Source organism: Vallitalea guaymasensis, assembly GCF_018141425.1.
GTDB lineage: Bacteria > Bacillota > Clostridia > Lachnospirales > Vallitaleaceae > Vallitalea > Vallitalea guaymasensis.
On the sequence record NZ_CP058561.1, the window covers coordinates 5,517,937 to 5,542,733 of the forward strand.

At 32.0% G+C, this 24,797-nt stretch carries 15 protein-coding genes and 3 riboswitches; all 15 genes read right to left on the reverse strand.

The features are described from left to right. Positions 1–25: 25 nt before the first annotated feature. The 15 genes from HYG85_RS23815 to HYG85_RS23885 all read right to left on the reverse strand — a co-directional run bounded on the left by HYG85_RS23815 (position 26) and on the right by HYG85_RS23885 (position 24,538). On the reverse strand, positions 26–1,201 hold the full coding sequence (locus HYG85_RS23815) for a sodium ion-translocating decarboxylase subunit beta (protein ID WP_193774690.1): 1,176 nt from the start codon (positions 1,199–1,201) through the stop codon (positions 26–28). A gap of 31 nt (positions 1,202–1,232) precedes the next feature. Next, a complete protein-coding gene (locus HYG85_RS23820; protein ID WP_212691714.1) occupies positions 1,233–1,610 on the reverse strand; it encodes a biotin/lipoyl-containing protein in 378 nt (125 codons plus the stop codon). Positions 1,611–1,677: 67 nt separating this feature from the next. Then, complete coding sequence (locus HYG85_RS23825; protein ID WP_113674881.1) at positions 1,678–1,980, reverse strand: OadG family protein; 303 nt, start codon at positions 1,978–1,980, stop codon at positions 1,678–1,680. 16 nt (positions 1,981–1,996) lie between these two features. After that, positions 1,997–3,448: an acyl-CoA carboxylase subunit beta gene (locus HYG85_RS23830; protein ID WP_334300193.1), complete on the reverse strand. Its 1,452-nt coding sequence runs from the start codon at positions 3,446–3,448 to the stop codon at positions 1,997–1,999. Between the two features lie 187 nt (positions 3,449–3,635). Next, positions 3,636–4,196 (reverse strand): tRNA (mnm(5)s(2)U34)-methyltransferase, encoded by a 561-nt coding sequence (locus HYG85_RS23835; RefSeq protein ID WP_212691715.1) that lies wholly within the window; start codon positions 4,194–4,196, stop codon positions 3,636–3,638. 91 nt (positions 4,197–4,287) lie between these two features. Further along, entirely contained in the window at positions 4,288–4,998 is a 711-nt protein-coding gene (locus HYG85_RS23840) for a pseudouridine synthase (RefSeq protein WP_113674879.1), read from the reverse strand. Positions 4,999–5,043: 45 nt separating this feature from the next. Continuing rightward, the gene (locus HYG85_RS23845) at positions 5,044–6,207 is read right to left on the reverse strand and encodes a D-alanyl-D-alanine carboxypeptidase family protein (protein WP_212691716.1); all 1,164 of its coding nucleotides are present in this window, start codon (positions 6,205–6,207) and stop codon (positions 5,044–5,046) included. Positions 6,208–6,276: 69 nt separating this feature from the next. Further along, complete coding sequence (scpB, locus tag HYG85_RS23850; RefSeq protein WP_113674877.1) at positions 6,277–6,855, reverse strand: SMC-Scp complex subunit ScpB; 579 nt, start codon at positions 6,853–6,855, stop codon at positions 6,277–6,279. Between the two features lie 109 nt (positions 6,856–6,964). Beyond that, positions 6,965–7,726, reverse strand: a complete 762-nt coding sequence (locus HYG85_RS23855; protein ID WP_212691717.1) for a segregation and condensation protein A — start codon at positions 7,724–7,726, stop codon at positions 6,965–6,967. A 23-nt stretch (positions 7,727–7,749) separates the two neighbouring features. Further along, a complete protein-coding gene (locus tag HYG85_RS23860) occupies positions 7,750–8,355 on the reverse strand; it encodes a site-2 protease family protein (RefSeq protein WP_212691718.1) in 606 nt (201 codons plus the stop codon). A gap of 246 nt (positions 8,356–8,601) precedes the next feature. Then, positions 8,602–9,408 carry a transglutaminase-like domain-containing protein gene (locus HYG85_RS23865; protein ID WP_212691719.1) on the reverse strand — a complete coding sequence of 269 codons (807 nt, stop codon included), beginning with the start codon at positions 9,406–9,408 and terminating at the stop codon, positions 8,602–8,604. Beyond that, positions 9,401–9,480: riboswitch (cyclic di-GMP riboswitch) on the reverse strand. (Overlaps the previous gene by 8 nt.) A 25-nt stretch (positions 9,481–9,505) precedes the next feature. Then, positions 9,506–9,590: riboswitch (cyclic di-GMP riboswitch) on the reverse strand. A gap of 32 nt (positions 9,591–9,622) precedes the next feature. Further along, a riboswitch (cyclic di-GMP riboswitch) is annotated at positions 9,623–9,711 on the reverse strand. 129 nt (positions 9,712–9,840) lie between these two features. Beyond that, positions 9,841–10,695 carry an MBL fold metallo-hydrolase gene (locus HYG85_RS23870; protein WP_212691720.1) on the reverse strand — a complete coding sequence of 285 codons (855 nt, stop codon included), beginning with the start codon at positions 10,693–10,695 and terminating at the stop codon, positions 9,841–9,843. Between the two features lie 22 nt (positions 10,696–10,717). Next, positions 10,718–12,514, reverse strand: coding sequence for a BlaR1 family beta-lactam sensor/signal transducer (locus tag HYG85_RS23875; RefSeq protein WP_212691721.1), 1,797 nt, complete (start codon positions 12,512–12,514; stop codon positions 10,718–10,720). 12 nt (positions 12,515–12,526) lie between these two features. Next, entirely contained in the window at positions 12,527–12,904 is a 378-nt protein-coding gene (locus HYG85_RS23880) for a BlaI/MecI/CopY family transcriptional regulator (RefSeq protein WP_113674871.1), read from the reverse strand. Positions 12,905–13,138: 234 nt separating this feature from the next. Further along, a complete protein-coding gene (locus HYG85_RS23885; protein ID WP_212691722.1) occupies positions 13,139–24,538 on the reverse strand; it encodes a DUF4073 domain-containing protein in 11,400 nt (3,799 codons plus the stop codon). Between the last annotated feature and the right edge of the window lie 259 nt (positions 24,539–24,797).

A 24,797-nucleotide genomic window follows, 5' to 3' on the forward strand; every position in this document is an offset into this window, starting at 1 on the left:
GAATATTTCACATATATACACTTAATTATTTATATAATGTTAAGAATACCCCAGCAGCAACTGCTGATCCAATAACACCTGCTACGTTAGGTCCCATAGCATGCATTAATAAGAAGTTTGTTGGGTTTTCTTTTTGTCCTACTTTTTGAACAACTCTAGCTGCCATAGGAACAGCTGATACACCGGCAGCACCGATTAATGGGTTAATCTTACCGCCTGATAGTTTACACATGATTTTACCAAATACAACACCTGTAGCAGTACCAATTGCAAATGCAACTAATCCTAATGCTAATATTTTAAGAGTATCCACTGTTAAAAACTTTTCAGCACTTGCTGTAGCACCAACAGTTATACCTAAGAATATTGTTACAATATACATAAGTGCATTAGACGCTGTATCAGCAAGTTTATCAGTAACACCAGAAACTTTTATAAGGTTACCGAACATAAGCATACCGATAAGTGGTGCTGTTGATGGTAAAATAAGTATAACTACTATAGTAACAACAATTGGGAATAATATCTTTTCTAATTGTGATACTGGTCTTAATTGTTCCATCTTAATCATACGTTCTTCTTTAGATGTTAAAGCCTTCATAATTGGTGGCTGAATAATAGGTACTAATGACATATACGAATAAGCAGCAACTGCGATGGGACCTAGTAGCTCCTTAGCCAACTGTATCGTTGTGAAAATAGCTGTTGGACCATCAGCTCCACCAATAATACCTATAGAAGCTGCTTGTTCAGGTGTGAATCCTAAAATTAAAGCTCCAAAGAATGCGAAAAAGATACCGAACTGAGCGGCTGCACCTAGTAAGAAACTTTTAGGATTAGCTAATAATGGTCCAAAATCTGTCATAACTCCTACACCCATAAAGATTAGTGGTGGGAATATACCAAGTTCGTCTCCTTGATATAAGTAATGAAGCAATCCACCTATTTGATCTCCTACAGGTTCATTCATAACTCCACTTAAAGGCAAGTTAACTAACAACATACCAAATGAAATTGGTAATAATAATAATGGTTCATATTCTTTTTTAATAGCTAGATACATTAATGTTAATGCAACAACTATCATAATTATATTTCGCCAAGCTTGTTCTTCAGCTGTAAATTTATCAAATATCCAGTAAATACCGGTATCTTGAACAAATCCTAACAAAGCGTCTCCAAGCCTACTCCAAAATTCCATTATCGAGTTACCTCCCTACTATGTTTAATTCTTAGTTTAGAGATACGATTAAATCTCCTGTCTCAACGCTTTGTCCTGCTGAAACATTTACTGAAGCAACTGTACCAGCTGCTGGAGCTACGACTTCATTTTCCATCTTCATAGCTTCAAGTATAGCAAGTACATCTCCTGCTTGGACTTGTTGTCCATTAGATACTTTTACATCTACAATTTTACCTTGCATTGGAGCTGTTACTTTAGTCGCTCCTGCTGGAGCTGACGCTGCGGCTGGTTTCTTTGCAGGCGCTGCTGCTTTATTAGGTACTGCTTTTGGTGCTGATACTACAGGAGTTGCAACTTGTCCGTTTCCTAATTCCTCTACAGCAACTACGTATGTATTACCATTAACAGTAACTTGAAAATTTCTCATGATAAATCCTCCTATCAAATATTTGCTAACAATTTTTAACAAAAGTTTTCATTGAATTATCTCTAAACTACCATCTTGATCTATTTGAACCTATTTTTCTAAAAGATTTTACTTGCAATTTATCAGTTGTAGTATTAAGAGATGCTGCAATAGCAGCAGTAATAACAGCGACTAATTCTAAGTCATCTGTTTCTTCTTCCACTTCTACAGGTGCTTGTACAGGAAGTGGTTCTGGAACTACAACTTCTTTTTTACCAGGTTGTTTAATGAACTTGAAAGCCCATATAATTAAGGCAATCAGTATAAGCACTGCAAATACTATTCCCATTCCACTTATAAGTGCAATTACACCTTCAGATAAGTTACTCATATTAAATTCACCTCATTTAAACAGTTACATGTTTTTTTTCAGGTCTTGATTCTCTTTTGCTATAAAGCATTTCTAATGCAACTATAACACGCTTTCTTGTAGCAGCTGGTTCAATAATATCATCAACATATCCTCTACTTGCTGCCATATATGGACTAGCTTGAAGCTCTTCATATTCTGCAGTTTTTTTGTTAATGTCTTCAGTAGAGATACTAGTTTTACTTAACTCATCAGCATACATTATTCTAACAGCTGAATCTGCATTCATCATAGATACTTTACTGTTTGGCCAAGCATATACAAAATCCGCACCTATATGTTTGCTATTCATAGCAACATAAGCAGTTCCGTAACCTCTGCCTACAACAACATTTACTTTTGGAACTGTTGCGCTTGCAAAAGCACAAAGTAACTTTGATACTAATTTTGAGATTCCTATCTTTTCTTCTGCTACTGTAGCATTGTATCCAGCAACATCAGTTAAAGTTACAATTGGAATGTTAAAAGAATCACAAAATCCAATAAATTTAGTTCCTTTTTCACAAGCTGAAGAAGTAAGTAAACCATCATTTTCAACGCTTTGATTTGCTAATACACCTACAGTTTGTCCATTTAATCTAATAAAGCCTGTTAACATTGACACTGCATAGTTTGCTTTAGTTTCAACGAACATATTATTATCAGCAATCTGAGAAATAACTACTTTCATATCAATTCCTGCAGTTAAATCTTCTGGAGCAATTTCATTCAGTTCGCTTGATACTCTATTAAGATCATCATTTGTATCAAATATTGGAGCTTCTTCAAAATTATTTGAAGGTAATAAATTAACAAAATTTCTTAACTCTGCTAATAAATCTTTTTCATCTTCGCATACAAAATCAACAATGCCAGTTTCTTTAGAATGGAAATCAGCACTTGCTATAGTTTCTAATGTCTCAGTTTTACTATCTAAAGAATTAGGACTATTAACAAATAAACTAGTAGCTTTCTTAGTCATGAATGTGAAATCTGATAAAGAAGGAATAAGTGTAGCTCCTCCTCCACATGTACCAAGAACAGCTGTAATTTGTGGTACAACTCCTGATGCTAGCGTCTGCTTCAAGAAAATTTGTCCGAACCCATCTAGTGCATCTGTAGATTCTTGAAGTCTAACTCCTGCAGAATCAAGTAACGCAATGATTGGAGCTCCCATTTTCATAGCCATATCGTAAACAGCACATATTTTCTTAGCATGCATTTCACCTAATGCACCACCAAGCACTGTTACGTCTTGGCTATATACGTATACTAATCTTCCTTCAACAGTACCATAACCAGTTACAACGCCATCAGCTGGAGTATCCTTAACACTTAAATTAAAATCAGTTGTACGGTGCTTAACGAACGCACCAATCTCAACAAAGCTATTAGTGTCAAGTAGTTCTTCAATTCTTTCTCTAGCCGTCAATTTAGAATCAGCATGTATCTTGCTAATTGCTTCTTCTCTACCTGTTTCAATAACATTTCGACGGTTAGTGAGTTCATTGATCATGTTTTGAATACTCATGCATTAACCCTCCATTTTTATGTTTATGTAAAACAATGCAATCTTCACCAAGTATCATTTTACATTAATTCGTTGCAAATATCAAGTGTATTTAAGAAATAAGCAACTATTTTTTCCTTACTAAATAAATAATAGGAGCATTCATTTTCCTGTTTTCATAAGCAATGGATATTACGTCATATTGCTTATTATTTAATTCTCCTAAATATTTATTCACTTCATTTTTTTCTATTATACCACCTTCATGTCCATAATAAGAAATAATTGAAATCAGACCATTTTTCTCTAATATATCAAGCATATTTTTTATAGCCTTTATAGTGGACTCAGGTTTAGTAATTATTTCTTTATCTCCACTTGGAAGATAACCTAAATTGAACATAGCAACTTTTACTGAACTCTTAATATGATCTTTGACACATTCATGAGAGTCCTTTATTAGTGTTACCCTATTTAATAATTTTCTTTCATCTAATTTTTCTTTTGTTGACCTGATTGCAATATCTTGAATATCAAAGCCATAGACTTGTCCATTGATACCTACCTGCTCAGCTAAAAAAACTGTATCATAACCATTTCCAATAGTAGCATCTATAACTGTATCACCCTCATTGATATATGTTTTCACAATTCCTTGTACAGTATCAGTTATTTTAGGTTCAAACATCTAAATCACCTCCTTTTAAAAATCCACATGTTAAACCCCAAAGAGCATAATAAGACATTTATCTTATTTTCTTTGGGGGGATATATAAATCTTATAATTTTTTTATATAATTAAGTTCTTCTTTACTTAGATGTCTATATTTACCCTGAGATAAACCGTCTATTTTTAGCTTTCCAATAGCCGCTCTTTGAAGTTTTATTACGGGACAACCTATATGTTCAAACATTTTCCGTACCTGTCGATTCTTACCTTCATGAATTACTACTTTTAATTTTGTTTTGTCTTTACTGCTTTGAAGAACACTAATTTTGGAGTGAGATGTCTTATAAACTCCCAAATCAGTTCCCTTCCTTAATTCATTTAGTTTTTCTTCTGAAGGTACACCTTTAACAGTTACTATATATTTTTTCTCGACTTCATGTTTTGGATGAGTCAATTTATAAGTTAAATCTCCATCATTAGTAAGAAGTAATAACCCGCTGGTATTGTAATCAAGTCTACCGATAGGGTATACTCTGGTATTAATATCAATAAGGTCCATTACTGTCTTTCTACCTTTTTCATCTGAAACACTAGTTATATAACCAGTAGGTTTATTCAACATAATATATATTAAGTGAGAGTTATTCTTAACAACTCTGCCATTATATTTTACTATATCTTTATCTGGTTCTATCTTGCTTCCAAGTTCTTTAACGACTCTTCCATTAACTGATACTTTGCCTTCAACTATATAACTTTCACATTTTCTTCTAGAGGCGATACCTGCATCAGCCAAATATTTTTGTAATCTAATTTCCATTTATTTTCCCTTCTCAATCCAATTAATCATAAAGATATAAATTTATTAGTTACATGAAAACAAAAGAAATTTTTCAAGTACTTTATTGAATATGTGTTTGTAAGTAATCTTTTTAACTTCTGTATTGGTTATGAGTGGTACTGAAAGATAATGTTTACCATCAACATATATTTCGGCATTACCTACATTTTGCCCAATTTTAACCGGGGCTATTATATTAGGATTAACATTATATAGTATATATACCTTTTCATCTTTTGACAACGTTATATCAACATCTTGTGATGTTAAAACATCTATAGATTCTCCAATACCTTTTTTTACTCCAACTTGACACACATGTTTATTATTGGTCAACACTGTTTTTGTTTCATAATTATTAAATCCATAATTCATGATTTTTGTAGTATCGTTCCATCGGTAAGTTCTATTATTAGGCCAACCTGATGCTAGTACTACAGATATTAATTCCAGATCTCCTCGTTTAGCAGAACCTACAAAACAATAACCAGCTTTTGAAGTGTAACCTGTCTTTACACCATTAGCTCCATCAAACATATTTAAAAAAGAATTTTTGTTGGATATATTAAAGTTCCTACCCTCTTTTATTTCACAAAAGCTTATAGATGGTGTATTGATAAGCTTCATAAAAGTCTCATTATTAAGAGCATATCTTGTTATAAGGGCTAAATCATATGCCGTAGTATAGTGCCCATCCGCATCAAGACCATTAGGTGTTTTATAACATGTATTTATAGCACCAATCTGCTTCGCTTTCTTAGTCATCAATTTACAGAATTCTTCTGTAGAACCTGCTACATGCTCGGCTATTGCAATTGCTACATCATTAGATGAAACCAACATTAACGCATGTAACAAATCTCCCAGATAATATTCTTCATCTGGTCTAATATACAATTTTACCTTAGGGGCTTTTGATGCTTCTTTGCTTACCTTTACTATTTCATCAAGTTCACATGACTCAAGAGCTAAAATACAAGTCATAATCTTAGTTGTACTTGCCATAGCTCTTTCATCAAAGCCTTTTTTCTCCCATAATACTCTTCCTGTATTCTTATCCATCAACAAAGCAGAGTATGCATATAATTTTTTTGGTTCATCTTTGCAATCTTCTGCCGAAGCAATATTACCGGATAACATTATTGCAATAATGAATATGTATATTATTGTACTAGTTATTTTCTTCATTTTAATCATCTTTCTTATAGAATTCCTTATAATAATTTATAAGAAAAATGATTAATTTATTCCAAATTTTTATTCCTCTTCTGTTTTAAATTCTTTTTGTACTTCTTCTTGTGCTTCAATTTGTATAGTTGACAGTTTTTCTTCTTCTATCAGTGGTAATTCCTTCAAGGACTGAAATCCAAAATTTCTTAAGAAGTCCTGTGTCGTACCAAATATTATAGGTCTACCTGGTGCATCCATCCTACCTTTTTCACAGACTAGATTATAGTCTATGAGTTTGTTTATACAATGCACAGAACTTACACCTCTTATTTTTTCAACTTCTGCTTTAGTGATAGGTTGCTTATATGCAATTATTGACAAAGTTTCAAGCAATACATCTGTCAATACATAATTCTTTGCTTTATTATTAACTTTTCTTATATAATCGTAATATTCTGTTTTGGTACACATCTGATACGCATTATCAATTTCAATAATTGTTATACCCCTATCAGGACTATCATATTTATCTATAAGATTATTCATTATCTTTTTAGTTGTGTTTTTATCCTGTTCTATAACGTCAGCTATCTTATCAAGTTCAACAGCTTCTCCCATAGTAAATAATATAGATTCAATAATAGCTTCAATTTTACATAGTTGCATCTTTATTCCCCTCTGTTCAAACTTATATTTCTAAGTATATATATAATCAATCTACATAAATATATCCTAAATCCTAAATATTCTATGTTATTTAGGCATTCAGGATTAATTATATTATATTATCATTATTTAAATCTGTATACTTTATAATGATATCATCAAATAGGTCCCGTTGTACGATTGATATTTTACCCATCTTCATTAATTCCAAAACTGCAAGAAATGTAACAATTATTTCTACTTTGGATAATTGAGTTTCAAGAACATCTCTGAAACTTATGGTTTCGTACTGTTTTGATAAATTAATTATATAATCTATTTTATCATTTACAGTATATTCTTCTCTAACAATCTCACCAAAATCACTTCTTATAGTATCTATTTTGTTATATTGCTTTTTCATAACAGATTGGAATACATTATAAATCATAGAAAAGTCTATATCTGATAGTAACTTACTGGTATCTACTTTTTCTTCATAGTTAAGAACTTCTGTTGGTATTGTAGGTTCTTTGAAAATAACTTTTTTAGCATCAATTTGCCTTACTTTCAATTTATCTCTAATATATTTAAACTTCTTGTACTCAACGAGTTTATTCATCAGTTCTTCTCTAGGGTCTGTTTCCTCTTCCTCTTCATCTTCTATTGGCAACAGCATTTTAGATTTAATATTTATTAATGTAGCCGCCATTTCAATAAATTCACTCATGATTTCCATATTTTTTTCTTCTAACTTCTTGATATATTCCAAAAACTGATCCGTTATCATAACAATAGGTATATCATATATATTCAATTTGTTTTTGTCTATTAAATGTAGCAATAAATCTAATGGTCCTTCAAATACTTCTAATTTTACAGGAATACTCAATTAAAAAACCCTTTCTTTATTTCTTATACCCCGTTAACTATCATAGTACTAAAAATACTATTGATAATAATATTTACTAGAGTACTAATAAATCCAGAAGCCAAGAATAAAATGAATAAAGCTTGAATAACTTTCTCGTATTGAACAAATTTGAAGTATGCACGTGGATTAAGAGCTTGAATTATTTTAACCATATCAAATGGTGGTACAGGTAATAAATTCACAACAACTATAGCTAAGTTAAAAAGAATCAATATAAATAAAAACTTAGTCACATAATAATTCTGCTGAAATGTTGAAACAAAAATAGGTATTAAAACTGCCATTAACAGCAAATTAGATAATATACCAATTAATGTTATGGATATAAGACCTTTTTTCTTATCTCTTAATCTACCAGTATTAAAACTAAATGGTTTCTGCCATCCAGCACCTAAGAACATAAAAGAGATTATTCCAAATGGATCCATATATTTTAGCGGATTAAATGAAACTTTAGTTTCCTTCTTATATAATGGATGAACTAAATACTTGTAACAAATAATTCTAGGATATTCATGAACACATACTACAATTACTGCACAGACAAAACTAATTGCTATTTCTATTAATAATTTTATTGCTTCCATGTCTTACACCTCATTTTTCATTCTATAAGATATTGTACTAATAATTGGTTATAATTTCAAGCAATACTTGAAAAATCTTTGATTTATCCTAGATTATTATTAGGAGATATAGAACTTATGATACGTTATAAAAATGATATGGAAAAAGAAATTTACCAGATGTATGGAGACATATGAAAATACTTATTTAAACTCTGAGTATAAAATTACAAAATTACTTTGAGAGGGAGCAAATATTATTCATTATTAAAATACCTTTTTAGCACTATAATCTGAAGGGTCTTTTTCATAAGAAACTTTTACACCTTCTGATTTATATGCTGCATCAATGGTAGTGTCTACAACTATCCAATTGTTATCAACTAACACTTCATTCCAAGCATGATAGACAGAAGTGAAATTACTATCGCCATGAACAAGCTTTGTAGGAATGTTAAGGCTTCTAAGCATAACTGCAAATAGAGAAGCATAATCGTAGCATATTCCTTTTTTACTAGCTAACGTTTCATTAGTTGAAGGTAAATATCTACTACTAACATTCTTTGCTTTTTCATCATCATATTTAACATTATCGATTATGTAATTATATATAACTTCTATTTTCTCTCTGTCAGTCTTGGCATCTTTAGTTAGTTCTTTAGCTAGAATAGCTGCATTTGAATTGCTTGTCCAATGTACATTCTGAACACTTGCTAAGAATACTGTATTATTAGTTGTATCATTATGTACTTTACTGGATGTTAACAATTTGTACTTGTTACCATCAGCTCTTTTATATATTCCTACAGTATACTCACCATTGCCCATTTGTAATGGTAGCTCTTCATTTGAAGAATTAAGGTTATAGATATATTTATCCGAACCCTTCTTCACGACAACTTTTAAGTCAGAATAATTAGTAGTATCATAATTGATACTTACTGTGCCGTTATCAGCATTGACCTTTATAATTTCACTCTTAGCAAAAGCGGTTGTCCCAGCTAATGCTACAAAAATTAATGCAACTATAAAAGTTAATACTATTTTTTTCAGTTGTAACTCTCCCTTCGGCATCTGGCTATCTTCATATATGAAGACCCTATAGTTTTGCGTCCCTACCTCACGATAGGTTTGCCATATTCGTGGGAAAGAAAAGTAATAAAACTCTTCTTTCGGTAACTGGCTGCCATATCATTATTGACTTAGGCCCTTTAGTTTTGCGTCTTCAGCTTTCACTGAATTTGCCGCTTCGAGAAAAGATTTGACTACTAGGTAATCAAAGTCTTCCTCTGGTAACTGGCTGTCATAGCTTATAATTAAGCCTTAGACCCTATAGCTTTGTGTCACATACTTTCATATGCTTTACGATTTACAGAATAATACGGTCAATACTGCCGACTCTTTGACTACCCTCTCATTGATATTATATCACATATTGTTAATTTGGTAAATATTTCTTTATATATTACATCTAATAAACAATAGTTAGCACTAAGATAATCTGATTCATTGCTCTAATAGATTCTCAGTATTTTCTAACAAAGAATAATCGCCTACTTCACCATGACCAGGAACAATTACATCAACACTTTTTTCACTATACTTTCTTTTTAATTTCTTTATGCTTTCTGACCATCCCATAATATTTGCATCTGCTGTATTACCCAAGTTTTCTGATTCAGCTGATTTCACCATACAACCACCAAACAATACTTTTTTACTAGGGTAATAAACGACAATGTTGTCAGGAGAATGGGATTCTTGTGGATAATAAAGTACTAATTTTTCATCTCCAAAAACAATTTCCATTTCCTCATCAATATCTATATTAACTATTTCAGTAGGCTCTATATACTCAAGTTTAGTGTAAACATCATAATATTTTTTCAATTCAGGATCTTTTAGCCAATCTAAAAAAAGCTTTCTAGCATCTTCTCCTCTTTCTTTAACCATATTTACCGTTTTTGATGTTCCTATAATCTTAATATCTTGTTCAGCAAGATATTTATTTCCACCTAAATTGTCAAAGTGAAAACCAGTATTTATTTCTATAAATTTAACCTCTTGACCTGCTCGTTCTCGGACCCACTCAATAATTTTTCTAGTTGCTTCGTTTTCATAAGGTGTATCAATCAGGGCTATTTCGCCATTTTTCATTTCAATAATCATAGAATTTCCATCCCATGGAAATTTATGATTTACTACTAAAACACCCTTCTTAATTTCTTTAATGGTCAAACTATCATCAATATTAACTTCATTATCAATATCTAGCTTATAGATATATTCATCCTTTTTAGCACTGCATCCAGGGGTAACCATTATTACTATCATCATTACTAATACAAAATATTTTCTCATATAAAATTCTCCCTCATTATTCTTAGTATATCCCTTTATCATTTAATATTTTTAGCGCTATTTTACGAGCGTTAACACCATTTGCATCACTATCTCCTTCAATGTTAACGGCAAAATAGTATACGTTATTATTTTTTTCTACATAACCAATAAACCACCCATTGATTTCATATTCATTTAAAATCAATGTTCCTGTTTTCCCAGCCAAAACACTATTCTCATTTTGTGATAATTTTATAACTTCTTTTACCGTATCTATGTTTTCTTTCTTAAATGGTATTTCGTAATTATGTATTTTTTTAAGAAATTCAACTTGTTCTATAGGTGAAATCTTTAATGCTAATTTACCATTTATAATACTTTCTATCCCTCTCCAGCCAACTTCATTACCGTAATTAATATTCTTAATCACGTCTGTCATTTTTTCTTTACCTATATCTCTACTTAACTTTTCAAAATACCAATTAACAGAAAATTTCATCCCTGTTTTTAAGTTGTGATTCATGTTCCATATATCATAAGGATATTTTGTTCCATCCCATATCAACTCTGACATTCCGTCTTTTATGATTCCCTCTTCAAGAGCCGTTACAGCAATAACTATCTTAAAAGTAGACAATGGTGCTATACGCTGTTGAGCCTTATAAGAATTATAAATGTAATAATTGTCTTCATTCTCATTTAACATAACAAATGTCCCATCATATTTATCAAAATATTCTTTTAAGTGTTCATCTATTATATTTATAGGTAACTCTGACTCTTCATAGCCCATTACACTCTGTCTATTGCTTAACAAGATACATGCTAATACTACAAAAACTATTGCTTTTTTGATTTTTGTTGTTTTTTTCTCCTTGCTAAATTCTACAATACTATGAATGCGAGTTTTAATATTAGTTTTTTTGTTACTAAATCCTACTATTCCAGGGATAGATGAAGAAAAAGATATTTTTTCAATCATAGTAATTATTGTATTACCATAATCCTTATATTCATGTGATTCCAAATGAGAAAGGACATATGCATCGCAAGCAACTTCACAATCCTGACGCATTTTATAAAATGCATAGCTGACCAATGGATTAAACCAATGAATAACCTGTAACATAACACAGATCCAATTCTTTATGATATCTTTTCTTTTATAATGTGCTAACTCGTGTAGGATAATATATTCCAATTCCTTTGATGTTAAATCCTGTAAGATAGCTTTTGGGAATACTAACATTGGTTTAAGAACACCTAACAATATGGGTGTTTTGAACAAATTACTTTCAGCAATACCTATTTTTTTATCTACCTTCATCTTTAGCTTGCAATCTTCCACAATCATCTTTATATTTTCATCTACATTAATTTCATATTTACTTCTTAATCTAAAATTAAAGTATAAATTATAACCTATTATAATTATTGATATTAGTAAAACACCTATTAACCAAACCATAGTCCCTTTATCATATAAGAATGTCAATTGATTCTGTGTCATAGATATTGCGTAATCACCTGAAATATTTGTTGGTTGATTAAGCATATTACTATTTCCAAGAGGTTCTAATAATGTATCATTGGTGATAATGGCAATATCGCTTTTCTTATTTAATAAGTAATTATATATATTAAAAAAACTAAAACTGGTTTCAACAGATTCTATCAACATCATCCTTAATATAAGTATATACCATATGGAATAATGCCACATTGCTCCTAATCTATTTTTAAATATGGTTTTTATGCTAAGAATAATCAAGATGACAGTACTTATTATTATTGATGAATGAAATATTTGAATAGTCAACTCATGTAAATTAAACAATATCTAACCTCCTTATTTTTCCGTCTTTTCGTTAAGAATCTTTTTCAAATCATTTATTTCATCCTTACTAAATGCCTCATCTTCCAAAAATTTTGCAAACATCAAGCTGAAAGTGCCATTATAAACACGGTTTAAGAAATTTTTGTTTTCTTTTCTTTTACATTCATCTTCGTTAACAATAGGGTAATATAAGTATTCTCTGCCCTTTTTATCAAATGAAATTGCTTGCTTTTTCAATAATCTATTTATTAATGTTCTTATGGTTCTATCATTCCAATTGACATGATTACCCAAATGATTAATTATTTCATTCGCTGTAAGGGGTGAAGTCGACCAAAGTATATTCATTATTTTCCATTCTGCACCTGATATTTGAGTATTTTGTTCCATATAATCATCCTCTTTCTTTTCTAGGAATATTACAGATGTAATAGTTGCTTAAGTTATATATTACACCTGTAATACTTGTATGTCAATTGTTTATTATAATAATTTAAAACCGTTTTTACTACCAGTTTAAGCTTATAATATAATTTATTTAACCGCCAAAAGGACTTAGCCTATTGACTAAGTCCTTAAAATAAATGATTATTTTTTTGTTCATTTACTATTTCATATTATGTCTTATTGCTGATCTTCACTATCTTGATTCTTTTCTTCATTATTTTCATCTTTGTTAAATTTTACTGATGCAGCTTCAATATCTCCATACGCCCAATGGTCATTAGATACGTCACTAAACGAAGGATTTACTGCATCTAATTTAGGTCTAGCTATAATCTTATTGATCATAATTACTATTTGCTCTCTAGCAGTATCAGTATCAGGTCTAAATGTTTTGTCTTCAAAGCCTTTTACTACTCCAGCATTATATAATTTATTTATATATGATTGTGCCCAATGTCCTGAAATATCTGTAAAGATACTTTCGTCATCTTCTACTTCTGCACCAACATAATCCCAATATGCTGAGAATACAACTGCTATTTCCGCTCTTTTTATAGCCTGATTTGGTTTAAATGTTCCATCATTATATCCTTTGAATAAACCTATTTTGGTTATCGCTTGAATGTACTTGTATGCCCAATGAGCATTTGTTACATCAGTATAGCTAGCATCTCCTGATTCTTCAGTATCTAATTTTAGAATTCTCGCAAACATTGCAGCTACTTCTGCTCTTGTAACAGCTTTTTTAGGTTTAAATGAACCATCTGGAAATCCCTTAATATAAGGATCATAAAATTCTATGGCACCTAATGGTGTTGTAGGTTCATCTATTATTATTTCTTCGTCTAGGTCTCCATCTTCATTATCATCAGTTGTGTCTCCTCCATCTGAAGGATTATTATCTCCACCTGATGGGTTGTCACCTCCGCCAGAAGGGGTATCGCCACCACCTGAAGGGGTATCGCCTCCGCCTGAACTTGGTCTTTGCTTAACAATTACCATTCGTGTTATCTCGTTGGCTTTATTACCCTTTTCATCTGATACATTGTAATGATAGATATATGTTCCTGATACATTTGTTGATATACTTTCTACAAGGTTACCATCTTTAGTTATAGTCACTACTATATTCTCTGTTATATCTCCATCTTTATTGTCTAAAGCTGTTGCTCCTGCATCTTTATACGTTCCTCCATAAGTTACTTCAACTCTCTCATTTCCTACTAATGTTATTATTGGAGCTTCTTCATCTTCTTTTACTACTACTGTTCTTGTCACTTCATTAGCTTCATTACCTTTTTCGTCAGATACATTATAATGATAGATATATGTTCCTGGCTCAATTGTAGATATTTCATCTACAAGACTACCGTCTTTAGTTATAGTCACTACTATGTTCTCACTTATATCTCCGTCTCTATTGTCATAAGCTGTAGCTCCTGCATCTGTATACATTCCTCCGTAGGTTACTTCTTCCAAAACATTTCCTACTAGAGTTATTGCTGGAGCTTCTTCATCGTCTTTTACTACTACTGTTCTTATCACTTCTTGAGCTTGATTGCCTTTTTCATCTGATACATTGTAGTGATAGATATATGTTCCTGGCTCTTCTTCATCCACCTTTGGAACTTCTATTCCATTTTTAGTTATAGTCACTACTATGTTCTCACTTATATCTCCATCTCTATTATCTAATGCTGTTGTTCCTGCATCATTGTATTCTTCTCCATAGGTTACTTCTTCCGAAACATTTCCTACTAGAGTTATTACTGGAGCCTCTTCATCATCTTTTACTATTACTATTCTTGTCACTTCATCAGCTTCATTACCTTTTTCATCTGATACATTATAGTGATAGATATATGTTCCTGGCTCATTTGTAGATACTTCACCAACATTTTCACCGTTCTTAGTTATAGTCACTACTATGTTCTCACTTATATCTCCATTTCTATTATCTAATGCTGTTGCTCCTGAATCTACATACGCTCCTCCATAGATTACTTCTTCCGAAGCATTTCCTACTAGGGTTATCACTGGAGCTTCTTCATCTTCTTTTACTACTACTGTTCTTGTTACTTCATCAGCTTCATTACCTTTTTCGTCAGATACATTGTAGCGGTAGATATATATTCCTGGCATGACTGTAGATATTTCATCTACAAGGCTGCCGTCTTTAGTTATAGTTACTACTATATCCTCTGTTATATCTCCATCTCTATTATCATAAGCTGTGGCTCCTGCATCTAAATACGTTCCACCATAGATTACTTTTTCCGAAGCATTTCCTACTAGGGTTATCACTGGAGCTTCTTGATCTTCTTTCACTACTACTGTTCTTGTTACTTCTTGAGCCTCGTTACCTTTTTCATCGCTTACATTGTAGTGATAAATATATGTTCCTGGCATGACTGTAGATACTTCATCTACAAGGCTACCATCTTTAGTTATAGTCACTACTATATCTTCTGTTATATCTCCATCTCTATTGTCATAGGCTGTGGCTCCTGCATCTACATACGTTCCACCATAGATTACATCTTCCAAAGCATTTCCTACTAGGGTTATCACTGGAGCTTTTTGATCTTCTTTCACTACTACTGTTCTTGTTACTTCTTGAGCCTCGTTACCTTTTTCATCGGTTACATTGTAGTGATAAATATATGTTCCTGGCACATTTGTAATTAATTTATCTACAACTTCACCACTCTTAGTTATAGTCACTACTATATCTTCTGTTATATCTCCGTCTCTATTATCATAAGCTGTGGCTCCTGCATCTACATACGTTCCTCCATAGGTTACTTCTTCATTATCATTTCCTGTTAGGGTTATTACTGGAGCTTCTTCGTCTTCCTTCACTACTATTGTTCTTGTTACTTCATCAGCTTCGTTACCTTTTTCGTCGGATACATTGTAGTGGTAGATATATGTTCCTGGCACATTTGTAATTAATTTATCTACAACTTCACCACTCTTAGTTATAGTCACCACTATATCTTCTGTTAAATCTCCGTCTCTATTATCATAAGCTGTGGCTCCTGCATCTACATACGTTCCTCCGTAGGCAACTTCTTCCGAAGCATTTCCTACTAAAGTTATTACTGGCGCTTCTTCGTCTTCTTTTACTACTACCGTTCTCGTTACTTCTTGGGCTTGGTTGCCTTTTTCGTCAGATACATTGTAGTGGTAGATATATGTTCCTGGCTCATTTGTAGATACTTCACCAACACTTTCACCGTTCTTAGTTATAGTCACTACTATGTTCTCACTTATATCTCCATCTCTATTATCTAAGGCTGTTGCTCCTGCATCTACATACGCTCCTCCATAGGTTACTTCTTCCGAAGCATTTCCTACTAGGGTTATCACTGGAGCTTCTTCATCTTCCTTCACTACTACTGTTCTTGTTACTTCATCTGCCTCGTTACCTTTTTCATCAGTTACATTGTAGTGATAGATATATGTTCCTGGGTCTTCTTCATCCACCTTTGGAACTTCTATTCCATTTTTAGTTATAGTCACTACTATATTTTCTGTTATATCTCCATCTCTATTGTCTAATGCTGTGGCTCCTGCATCTACATACGTTCCTCCGTATGTTATTTCTTCTGAGGTATTTCCTACTAGAGTTATTACTGGAGCTTCTTCATCTTCCTTTACTATTACTGTTCTTATCACTTCTTCGGCTTGATTACCTTTTTCATCGGATACATTATAGTGATAGATATATGTTCCTGGTATGACTGTAGATATTGCATCTATAAGGCTACCTTCTTTAGTTATAGTTACTACTATATCTTCTGTTATATCTCCGTCTCTATTATCATAGGCTGTGGCTCCTGCATCTGTATACGTTCCTCCATATGTCACTTCTTCATTATCATTTCCTACTAAAGTTATTACTGGAGCTTCTTCATCATCTTTTACTACTACTGTTCTTGTCACCTCATTAGCTTCATTACCTTTTTCATCGGATACATTATAGTGATAGATATATGTTCCTGGCTCATTTGTAGATATTGCATCTACAAGGCTACCGTCTTTAGTTATAGTTACTACTATATTTTCTGTTATATCTCCATCTCTATTATCTAAGGCTGTTGCTCCTTCATCTACATACGTTCCTCCATATGTCACTTCTTCATTATCATTTCCTGTTAGGGTTATTACTGGAGCTTCTTCGTCTTCCTTCACTACTATTGTTCTTGTTACTTCATCAGCCTCGTTACCTTTTTCGTCGGATACATTGTAGTGATAGATATATGTTCCTGGCTCATTTGTAGATATTTCATCTACAAGACTACCGTCTTTAGTTATAGTCACTACTATGTTCTCACTTATATCTCCATCTCTATTATCGTAGGCTGTGGCTCCTGCATCTACATACGTTCCTCCATATGTTATTTCTTCTGAGGCATTTCCTACTAGGGTTATCACCGGAGCTTCTTCATCGTCTTTTACTACTACTGTTCTTATCACTTCTTGGGCTTGATTGCCTTTTTCATCAGTTACATTGTAGTGATAGATATATGTTCCTGGCTCATTTGTAGATACTTCACCAACATTTTCACCGTTCTTAGTTATAGTCACTACTATGTTCTCACTTATATCTCCATCTCTATTATCTAATGCTGTGACTCCTGCATCTGTATACGTTCCTCCGTAGGTTACTTCTTCCGAAACATTTCCTACTAGAGTTATTACTGGAGCCTCTTCATCGTCTTTTACTACTACTGTTCTTGTTACTTCATCTGCCTCGTTGCCTTTTTCGTCAGATACATTGTAGTGGTAGATATATGTTCCTGGCTCATTTGTAGTTAATTTATCTACAACTTCACCACTCTTAGTTATAGTCACCACTATATCTTCTGTTATATCTCCGTCTCTATTGTCGTAGGCTGTTGCTCCTGCATCTACATACGTTCCACCATAGGTTACTTCTTCATTATCATTTCCTACTAGAGTTATTACTGGAGCTTTTTCGTCTTCCTTCACTACTACTGTTCTTGTTACTTCATCTGCCTCGTTACCTTTTTCATCGGATACATTGTAGTGGTAGATATATGTTCCTGGCTCATTTGTAGATACTTCACCAACATTTTCACCATTCTTAGTTATAGTCACTACTATGTTCTCACTTATATCTCCATCTCTATTATCTAATGCTGTGGCTCCTGCATCTGTATACGTTCCTCCGTAGGTTACTTCTTCCGAAACATTTCCTACTAGAGTTATTACTGGAGCCTCTTCATCGTCTTTTACTACTACTGTTCTTGTCACTTCTTGGGCTTGATTACCTTTTTCATCGGATACATTATAGTGATAGATATATGTTCCTGGTATGACTGTAGATATTGCATCTACAAGGCTACCTTCTTTAGTTATAGTTACTACTATATCTTCTGTTATATCTCCGTCTCTATTATCATAGGCTGTGGCTCCTGCATCTGTATACGTTCCTCCATATGTCACTTCTTCATTATCATTTCCTACTAAAGTTATTACTGGAGCTTCTTCATCATCTTTTACTACTACTGTTCTTGTCACTTCATTAGCTTCATTACCTTTTTCATCGGATACATTATAGTGATAGATATATGTTCCTGGCTCATTTGTAGATATTGCATCTACAAGGCTACCGTCTTTAGTTATAGTTACTACTATATTTTCTGTTATATCTCCATCTCTATTATCTAAGGCTGTGGCTCCTTCATCTACATACGTTCCTCCATATGTCACTTCTTCATTATCATTTCCTACTAGGGTTATTACTGGAGCTTCTTCATCTTCCTTCACTACTACTGTTCTTGTTACTTCATCTGCCTCGTTGCCTTTTTCGTCAGATACATTGTAGTGGTAGATATATGTTCCTGGCTCATTTGTAGATACTTCACCAACATTTTCACCGTTCTTAGTTATAGTCACTACTATGTTCTCACTTATATCTCCATCTCTATTATCTAATGCTGTTGCTCCTGCATCATTGTATTCTTCTCCATAGGTTACTTCTTCCAAAGAATTTCCTACTAGGGTTATCACTGGAGCTTCTTCATCTTCTTTTACTACTACTGTTCTTGTCACTTCTTGGGCTTGATTGCCTCTTTCATCAGTTACATTGTAGTGATAAATATATGTTCCTGGATCAATTGTAGATATTTCATCTATAGTACTACCGTCTTTGGTTATAGTTACCACTATATCATCTGTTATATTTCCATCCCTATTGTCATAAGCTGTAGCTCCTGCATCTGTATACGTTCCTCCGTAGGTTACTTCTTCCGAAGCATTTCCTACTAGAGTTATCACTGGAGCCTCTTCATCGTCTTTTACTACTATTGTTCGTGTCACTTCTTGGGCTTGGTTGCCTTTTTCATCAGTTACATTGTAGTGGTAGATATATGTTCCTGGCTCAACTGTAGATATTGCATCTACAAGGCTACCTTCTTTAGTTATAGTTACTACTATATCTTCTGTTATATCTCCGTCTCTATTATCATAGGCTGTGGCTCCTGCATCTGTATACGTTCCTCCATATGTAACTTCTTCTGAATCATTTCCTACTAGGGTTATTACTGGAGCTTCTTCGTCTTCCTTCACTACTACTGTTCTTGTTACTTCGTCTGCCTCGTTACCTTTTTCATCAGATACATTATAGTGATAGATATATGTTCCTGGCATGACTGTAGATACTTCATCTACAAGGCTACCGTCTTTAGTTATAGTTACTAATATTTTTTCTGTTATATCTCCGTCTCTATTATCTAAGGCTGTTGCTCCTTCATCTACATACGTTCCTCCATATGTCACTTCTTCATTATCATTTCCTACTAGAGTTATTACTGGAGCTTCTTCGTCTTCTTTTACTACTACTGTTCTTGTTACTTCTTGGGCTTGGTTGCCTTTTTCATCGGATACATTGTAGTGATAGATATATGTTCCATGTATAACTGTAGATACTTCATCTACAAGGCTATCGTCTTTAGTTATAGTTACCACTATATCATCTGTTATATCTCCATCTCTATTATCGTAGGCTGTTGCTCCTGCATCTGTATACGTTCCTCCGTAGGTAACTTCTTCTGTTGCATTTCCTACTAGAGTTATCACTGGAGCTTCTTCATCTTCCATCACTACTACTGTTCTTGTTACTTCATCAGCCATATAACCTGTAGAATCTGTTACATTATAATGTATTGTATAATTACCCGGAATTTTAGTATCAATAATACCATCTACGTAAGGTACTATTGTTCCATTTGGTTTAGTAACAGTTGTTTCAATCTTTTCGGTTAATGTATCATTATCATCTTCTATATCAAAAGCTTTTGCTCCTGCATCTGTATATGACCCATTGTAATCAACAACTACTATTTTATTACCATTTAATTCAATTACTGGTCTATGATGTAATATAAACTCAACTGTATACGTCATAGTTGTTATTCTATCTTCTGCTGTTACAATTACTGTTGTAATACCTTCAACTTCTGTTTGACTATCTTTAATAACTTCTACAGTTGCATTACTATCAATAGTTTCATATACAACATCTGGTCTAGTTATTGTACCTGGTTCTAAATATTTTATATAGTTTGTGGTACTAGAATTAAATGTTGGTTCATCTATTGGTGCTAGTGATTGTAGTCCTGCTTCCGACGAAACTGGATTTGCATACCCACCCTGAGCAGCGCCATATATATTATTTAGTCCCCTTATTCTAGTTTCATCATATAAATATCCCGTTTGTAAATTAACTTTTGCAACTAAATTACTATAACCAACAAATAAAGTATCATTTGCTGCAGCTATACCCATAGAATATCCACTATAGTATTCACCAATAACAGATGTAGAATAATTATTATCAAAATCAATTTTTATAAGCTTCGTATAATATCCATTTCCTGTAGCAGCCAAGAAATACATATCACCCTCAAAAGCTACTAAATCGCCTTGAGATGTATATCCAATATCTTTCAGCTCATAGAATGTTTCAGTATTTGGGTTATAAGCATATAGCTTCGTACCTTCAACATAGTAATATAATCCATTATTATAAGTAAGGGAATTTATTGTACTATCACTAATCTCTTTTATCTTTATAGGGTTAGTAGTTATATTCTTGTATAATTTACCGTCCCTTACCCCTATAATATCATCATTATAATTTGCAATATCTAAATATGTTTTGTTTGTATGAGCAACTTGTTCATAATTATCGCTTTCAGGATAATATTTAATTATTTTTCCATTTCTATCGTTTAAATAAAAATAATCATAATCATATGGTCCTATTAATTTAAAAGGTAGCGGTACAACTTTTTCTGTAGGATTTGACCTTACAGCATTACCTTCAAGATAAGTACCTGTCTTAGCTATTGGAGTTACTTCAAATTTTATAGTACACCCAATTAAATCTTCAGTTATTAATAACTTCTTGGTAGTAGCATAATTGATTGGTGTATAACTACTTGAGTCACGTTCTGATTTATACCATTGATACCTAGAATTACCTTCTTCATCACCTTCAGAATCCTCATAAGTATATAACCCTGTAAATTCTTCTCCAACTTTTGCACTACCTTCAATTCGTACATCTTTGGCAACAGGTGGATTAGAAACTATTTTTCCAATTCCTTGTGCAGCTCCAAATACTTTTTTCAAATGATTGATTTTTTCAGATCTATCATTTAACTTATTGCCTTCTGGGTCATATACATCAACATAACTTTTATTATTATTTGCATAAGTTACAAATAATTTGCTATTAAGCGATGCTATACCATAAGGAATTCCTGACAACCGAGCAATTTGACTGACCTGCTTTGTTGTAATATTAACTTTAACTAGATAATAGTAATTCCAATAATCATAAGCAGTATAATAAATTGTGTTAGCATCAAGAAAAACAATATCTCCTGCAGAAGACAATCCTGTAGCTACAACATCAGTTATTTCATTATTCGTAATATCATACTTTCTAATAATTCCATAATCTTCTTCAACATAATATAGATTACCATTTGAATCCGAAGTTAATGCATTTACTCCATAAAAATCATTGAAATAGGAGTGATTATCTTCGTTATTAATATAAAAACCAGGTCCTATTTTTTCTCTTTCATCTATACCCAACTCAATGTTTTTATAAAGATTACCATTTTGGGTTACACCTACTAAAGTTCCATCAGGTAAAGTTGCTATATCTCTATAATCATCTATTTTTGAAGCGATTTTATCTGTTTTATTTGAATTCCTATATGGGTAATATTTTACCAAAGTTCCTTTATTATCACTTGCATAAAAGAAATCATCTGGGTCTCCTGAAATATTTGAATTAATAGTTATTACACAATTATCTTCATAATTTCCATCTTCTGTTGTAGCTGTTATTGTTACAACACCAACTTTATTAAGTGTTACATTACCATGAGAATCAACAGTTGCAATACTATCATCGCTAGAAGACCAATTTATATTTTTATTAGTTGCGTTTACGGGTTCTATTGTCGCATTAAGTGTTATACTATCATTTTCATCTATATTAATTATAGTAGACTCAGGTTCTACATTTATATCCATTACAGGGACATTATTATTATAAGCCAAGTTTTTGGAACTTGGATATAAATAAGTACCTGGTACATCTTCTATTGTATTACCATTAAAAGACATTTGTAATTTAAATGCAGATTGACTTTTTCTGTTCTCAAAGAAATTCATATATATTGGGTATATCTTACCTTCTTGCATCTGGTACACTGTCCCATTACCTCTTGTAGAAGGTGATTGATACTGCCATTTGTTAACAAATATTTTATCTTCATTTCCAAATGTCAAAGAACCATATATTCCATCATCTGAATAAGCATATAATTGATATTCACCAGTTTTTTCAGGCACAAAATATCCCCACATGACTATAGCTTTTTCAAAAGCTTCATGAGAGTTATTATTGTAATTGGCTTCAAAATATAATGAACCTTGTTGGCTCTCGTTATACATATCAAAGTAATCTCCATATGCTGATTCTAAAGGAGTCTGAATAATGAAATCAGAGTATCTTTCATCACCAAACATCTTAACCCTATCATTTTCATCAACTTGTGATTCATTAGCGATATCATAATGTTTTACACTTAAATATCCTCTATTATCACTTTGAATGTCAGTATATATTTCTTTATCGTCATTAAAATTTTCTATATAGTTATAATTGAATTGTAATGTTGTTATGTTACTTGGTGGTATTGTTTCTGTACCAATAAACCTAAGCTTAATAACAACATCCATTGTTAAATCTGGAGGATTATCAGAATCATATGTTTCCCAATTATCACTATCCCCTATTGTGTACTCCATATTTTCTCTATTTGCGTCTTGACCAGTAATTATATTATTAATATCATCTGCTGTTAAATTAGGAGCATCTGGTATAGCATATGGACTAAGTTGTATCTGCATTTCTCCTTTAGTACCATTTTGAGTAATAGCTATTATAGTGAAATTACCAACTGTCGCTTCACTAGTAACAGTAACTCCCCCTGTTTGGTTAATATTTACTCCAACCAACTTATCTTTTAAAGACCATGTAATAGTTGAATCTTCAATGATATCACCAGATTCATCATATACTTCTGCAGTATAATTCTTAGTAACATCATTTTTATAAGGAATCTCTATCACACTATCTCCACTGATTATTACTTCTTTTTCTTCTGGTTTTAGGTTAGCATTATGCCATGGTGTTACTTTTATATAGTCTTCAATATTAAATTCAATAATACTATCTGTTATATAAGTATTACTTAATTGTGATTGAACAAACCAACAATTAAATATATGAGTTGGGTCAGCACCTGGATAATCAATAGCTTCTAGTCTGATTATTGTTCCTTTTGGTTCAATAATTAACATATCATCAGATGTTTCACCATCTAAATGCTCATAAAATTCATTTCCAATGTATATATTGACTTTGCTTCTACCTGCAACATTACTAATAACTACACTAGAAAGTTCATTAGCTTGTTTTTTATTATTTGATTCATCTAATTTATCTAAGTCATCTTCTTCTTTATCTAGATTTGCATTTTTATTGTCTCCATCACTTTCATTGTTCAAACTACCATTTTCACTATTATCATCTTTGTTTCCTTCTATATTTTCTTCTACATTTTCATTGCTATTATCATTATCAAAATCATGGGTATCGTCTACTTTCTCACCATTATTCTCATCAGAAACTTGTTCCTCTTCTTTATCAATATTCTGATTTTCTTGATTTTGATTATTTCCTTCAGTGTTTATTCCATCATCACTTGATTCGTCTTCATTTTCCTCTTCTTCTTGATTATCTTTCATTAATTCATTATCATTAGTATTATTTATGTTTTCATTCTCTGATGGAATATTATCATTTTCTGTCTTATTCTTCAAAGCTTGTTCAATATCAATGGTCTGAGCTTTGGTTTCAGCATCATTTGCATAAGAATTAATAGGTACTCCTGTAACTGTAATCGCTATTACAAGTATAACAGTAAACATTTGTTTTAAAATCTTATACTTCTTCATGATTAGTTCTCCTCCTTTAATTTTTCTGTAATATCATTACTATTTTGTCAATCTTTTAAGTGTCATATTAAACATAAGTAAATATTATCAAACTAAGAATTTTATTAATATATATTTTTATTTGTTATTGTACTTTTTTGATTATTTTGTATTATTTGTGAGATGATGATAAGTATATTTTTTCAATAAATTTATTATACCATCTACTAGTCATTAAAAAAAGGACTTTTTAGGTATTAAGTACTAATTTACATTAATT

Excerpts from the sequence above, each read along its gene's own strand:
- HYG85_RS23815 (WP_193774690.1), bottom strand. The coding sequence starts at position 1,201 with ATGGAATTTTGGAGTAGGCTTGGAGACGCTTTGTTAGGATTTGTTCAA.
- HYG85_RS23820 (WP_212691714.1), bottom strand. The coding sequence starts at position 1,610 with ATGAGAAATTTTCAAGTTACTGTTAATGGTAATACATACGTAGTTGCT.
- HYG85_RS23825 (WP_113674881.1), bottom strand. The coding sequence starts at position 1,980 with ATGAGTAACTTATCTGAAGGTGTAATTGCACTTATAAGTGGAATGGGA.
- HYG85_RS23835 (WP_212691715.1), bottom strand. The coding sequence starts at position 4,196 with ATGTTTGAACCTAAAATAACTGATACTGTACAAGGAATTGTGAAAACA.
- HYG85_RS23840 (WP_113674879.1), bottom strand. The coding sequence starts at position 4,998 with ATGGAAATTAGATTACAAAAATATTTGGCTGATGCAGGTATCGCCTCT.
- HYG85_RS23845 (WP_212691716.1), bottom strand. The coding sequence starts at position 6,207 with ATGAAGAAAATAACTAGTACAATAATATACATATTCATTATTGCAATA.
- scpB (WP_113674877.1), bottom strand. The coding sequence starts at position 6,855 with ATGCAACTATGTAAAATTGAAGCTATTATTGAATCTATATTATTTACT.
- HYG85_RS23860 (WP_212691718.1), bottom strand. The coding sequence starts at position 8,355 with ATGGAAGCAATAAAATTATTAATAGAAATAGCAATTAGTTTTGTCTGT.
- HYG85_RS23865 (WP_212691719.1), bottom strand. The coding sequence starts at position 9,408 with ATGCCGAAGGGAGAGTTACAACTGAAAAAAATAGTATTAACTTTTATA.
- HYG85_RS23870 (WP_212691720.1), bottom strand. The coding sequence starts at position 10,695 with ATGAGAAAATATTTTGTATTAGTAATGATGATAGTAATAATGGTTACC.
- HYG85_RS23880 (WP_113674871.1), bottom strand. The coding sequence starts at position 12,904 with ATGGAACAAAATACTCAAATATCAGGTGCAGAATGGAAAATAATGAAT.
- HYG85_RS23885 (WP_212691722.1), bottom strand. The coding sequence starts at position 24,538 with ATGAAGAAGTATAAGATTTTAAAACAAATGTTTACTGTTATACTTGTA.